Origin of the sequence: Corallococcus sp. CA053C (assembly GCF_003611675.1) — a bacterium.
In the GTDB taxonomy this organism is placed as follows: domain Bacteria; phylum Myxococcota; class Myxococcia; order Myxococcales; family Myxococcaceae; genus Corallococcus.
This window is the reverse complement of sequence record NZ_RAWA01000683.1, coordinates 1-2,631: the sequence shown is the minus strand read 5'-3', so window position 1 is coordinate 2,631 and position 2,631 is coordinate 1. Positions and strand designations below refer to the sequence as shown.

Below are 2,631 nucleotides of genomic sequence, written 5' to 3'. Positions count from 1 at the left end.
CGCCCGCCCGGCGTGCTCCGAGGTGAAGCCCCGTACCGACAGCCGGGCCCGGTTCGTCGTCACGCCGTACTCGTGCCCCTGGACGTGCACGTCCACGAGCTTCAGCGTGCCCTCCAGCGAGAGGAACGCCGGGCCCGTGCCCCCTGAAACGCGCGCCCGCTCGACCTCCGCCACTCCACCCTCCTGGCTCAGCGCCACCTGCACTCCCTGGAAGCAGGTGCCTTCCAGGCGGACCGTGGCCCCGCCCCGGACGCGCACCGCGCGCTCGTAGGGTCCCGTGAAGCGGCTGTCCTGGAGGACCAGGATCGGTGGGACGGGCGCTCCCGCCCGGGCCTCCACGAGCACCCCCACCGCGACCGGAGGGGTGACTCGCGGAGCGGGGGGCTTCCAGGCGCGGTGCTCTTCTGGGAGGCACCTGGCGCTTCCTTGCGCCGGGCCTCCCGGTCCCGCTTCGAACTGGAGCCCGCTTCCTTCCAGGTGGCCGGCGCCCACCCGGACCGCTCCCTGGGCCTGTCCCCGGAAGACGACGTCCTTGACCCGGACCCTCCCGCCGACCTCCAGGCCCCAGGCTCCTCCTTCCACCGACAGGGCCTCCAGGGAGGCCTCGCCCCGGGTCTCCACCACCCCTGCCCCGGCGCCCGCGACCGTCAGCACCGTCTGGGGGCCCGCGCCCATGAGCCTTGTTCCCTCGGGCAGCAGGAAGGGGCCCTCGTAGCGGCCGGAGGCCAGGTGCACGAGCAGCGGGCCGGGACGGGACAGGGCCTCGGTCAGGGACCGGAGGGGGTGCTCGCGGGTGCCGTCTCCTCCCATCGCGGTCCCGTCCACCCAGAGTTCCCCCTGCCCGGCGGGCCTCAGCGGCGGCCGGGCGCAGGCGCACAGCAGGATCAGGAACCAGGGCAGCAGTCGGGATGGCACGCGGGCAGGCACTCTAGCCCCTCGACGGCGCCCTGCTGGAACTGGATCAGGACGCGTTGCTAAGTGATCGATCTTCCAAAGACTTTCATCCGCAATCGATCACCAAGCGATCACCTCAGCTTTCCGTCACGGAGGGGGTGTGACGGTGTATCAAAAGATGCGATCCTCCCTCTCTGTACAGGGTGTATTTCACGATGCCCAATTTTCATCCCGAGGCCGAATTTCCGGCCCGGGCGCGGGTGGCGCATTGACAGTCGAAACCTCGATTTGTTACCTCCGCCATCCGCTCGTTCAACGCCAGACAACGCAAGAGGGAGGGGTGTCATGACCAAGGCAGAGCTCGTGGAGGTGGTGGCTGCGCAGTCGAGGCTCACGAAGAAGTCGGCCGCCCAGATCCTCGACATCGTCTTCAACAACATCGGCAAGGCGGTGAAGAAGGACACGCGCTTCAGCTACCCGGGGTTCGGCACGTGGTCGCTGCGCTCGCGCAAGGCGCGGAAGATTCGCAACCCGCAGACCAACGAGATGATGAAGCTCAAGGCGTCGAAGACGGTCGGTTTCCGGCCCGCCAAGGAGCTGAAGAACTCGCTGTAGCCGTTCAGCAGGACCGTCCCCCTCAGGGGCGCGAACCCGTGGTCGGGTGACGCCCCTGGGACGTGAGGGCGGGGGATTCCGGCAGCTGATGGGCCACGGGCCGCGCGTGTTCGGGCGTCTCGGGGGAGAGCTCGGGAGCGACGAGCGCCTCCAGCGGGTCCAGGGAGTTGCCGTCGTGCCAGAGCTCGAAGTGGACGTGGACACCGGTCGCGAGGCCCGTGTCCCCCGCGAGCCCCACCGCATCTCCGCGCGCCAGCACTTCACCGGTCGTCACCAGCACCTGGGACAGGTGGCTGTAGCGCGTGACCCACTGCCCGGCGTGCAGGACCTCCACCTGCTGGCCGTGGTCGCCGTTCCAGCCCGCGCGCAGGACCACGCCCTTCTCCGCGACAGCGACGACCTGGCCCCGGCGGGCCGCGAGGTCCACGCCCAGGTGGCGGCGGAGCTGCCCGGTGATGGGGTGCCAGCGCTCTCCGTAGAGGCTGGTGATGGTCACGGGCTCCACGGGCCAGGCGAGGCGCGGCGGACCAGCGGGTTCGGGCGGCAGCTCCCAGCGGCGCAGCGTGGAGGCGCGCACGATGAGGCGGCCCACGCGCAGCACCACGGCCTCCGCGAGCGGGCCCGGCATGTCGCCGTAGAGGCGCGCGTCCTGCTCCAGCTCGGCTTCCATCACACCCCGGGCCCGCGTCAGGTCCCGGCTGTCCGTGCGCTCCACCGGCCGGGACAGGAAGGCGTCCAGCGCCGCGTTCATCGCCTCCCAGTTCCGCGCCTGTTCGGCGGGCATGACGCTGCCGCGCTGCACCTTCTCGCGGTAGGCGCGGGCCTTCTCCGCGAAGGCGGAGAGCGCGGCGTCGAGCTCCGGGGAGCGCTCCGGGGACAGGGGGCCCGGGGCGCGCTCCGGCTCGTGCGGGAGGAAGGGGCCGGAGTCGCTGACGGAGCCGCTGTCGCCCGAGGTCGCGTACAGCTCCTCAAAGCTCATCTTCTCCGCGCGCGGCGTAGCGCAAGCGGAGAGGGCCAGCAGGGCGAGGACGGCGGGTCGGCGCACGGCATGGCGAGCCTACCATGCACCGGCCCACGCACCTGTTTCGGGCGGATCATCCGTGCCGGTGGACAGGTGCGTCC

The 2,631-nt window shown here is 71.2% G+C and carries 2 protein-coding genes and 1 pseudogene; 1 reads left to right on the top strand and 2 read right to left on the bottom strand.

What is annotated here, in order from left to right; all coding sequences use genetic code 11:
* A pseudogene (locus tag D7V97_RS42080) lies at positions 1-915 on the bottom strand (hypothetical protein); the annotation flags it as partial.
* 324 nt (positions 916-1,239) lie between these two features.
* Here D7V97_RS42080 and D7V97_RS42075 point away from each other — a divergent pair.
* Positions 1,240-1,509, top strand: a complete 270-nt coding sequence (locus D7V97_RS42075) for an HU family DNA-binding protein (RefSeq protein ID WP_120535979.1) — start codon at positions 1,240-1,242, stop codon at positions 1,507-1,509.
* 22 nt (positions 1,510-1,531) lie between these two features.
* Here the strand turns inward: D7V97_RS42075 and D7V97_RS42070 are convergent, their stop codons facing one another.
* On the bottom strand, positions 1,532-2,554 hold the full coding sequence (locus tag D7V97_RS42070) for a M23 family metallopeptidase (RefSeq protein ID WP_120616142.1): 1,023 nt from the start codon (positions 2,552-2,554) through the stop codon (positions 1,532-1,534).
* Positions 2,555-2,631: the final 77 nt, after the last annotated feature.